Origin of the sequence: Xenorhabdus bovienii (assembly GCF_024721015.1) — a bacterium.
Taxonomy (GTDB): Bacteria; Pseudomonadota; Gammaproteobacteria; order Enterobacterales; family Enterobacteriaceae; genus Xenorhabdus; species Xenorhabdus bovienii.
Window position 1 is genome coordinate 1 of sequence record NZ_JANAIF010000298.1, and the last position, 587, is coordinate 587.

Here is a 587-nt window from a genome sequence, read left to right on the forward strand (position 1 = left end):
TTACTGTCCGGGATAAAAATTTCCAGCATGACAAAGGTAGACTGGCTGATAAAACAGGCCATTGCTTCATTGATTAATCGGCAGAAGCGGTACATCTCGCCGGGAGTGCGGTAACAATCAGGATTCAGCGTCAGTGACAGCACATACCCGCGAACCGGTCTCCCCATCCGCAGTCGGTCGGTCAGGCGTTCTTCCACCTGTACAATACCGTCAATATGTTGGCGGAGCTGGCGGCTCAGTGGGCGATTTGTCTCGGTATGCGAGTCAAACAGGCGGAGGAATTGTTTCAGGCTGTCAGTCGCAAATAACATCACCGGTGGGCTGGAAAGGCAGGACAGCAGCGGCCAGCCGCTATTTTCCTGTAACAACGGCGGGTAATCGGTCATGACCGGGATAATATTCTGCGCACCAAGATGAGACGGTGAGCTTTCCTGTGTCACCGTGATCGCCCCCTGTGCCAGTGTCAGCGCTTGTTCGTGGTAGCCGATGAAATGGCACGAGATGGCAATATCGGGTAAGTTTTTTGCGGGTTTGCCGGTCAAATCAAAAAAGTTCAGCCGGTGCTCGGTTCTGCCCAGGAAATCCTG

The 587-nt window shown here is 53.3% G+C and carries 1 protein-coding gene; it reads right to left on the reverse strand.

Annotated features, from left to right (window positions below; all coding sequences use genetic code 11):
* The coding region (locus NXS07_RS20675) for a type VI secretion system baseplate subunit TssF (RefSeq protein WP_258087594.1) at positions 1 to 587 on the reverse strand (587 nt) is incomplete at both ends.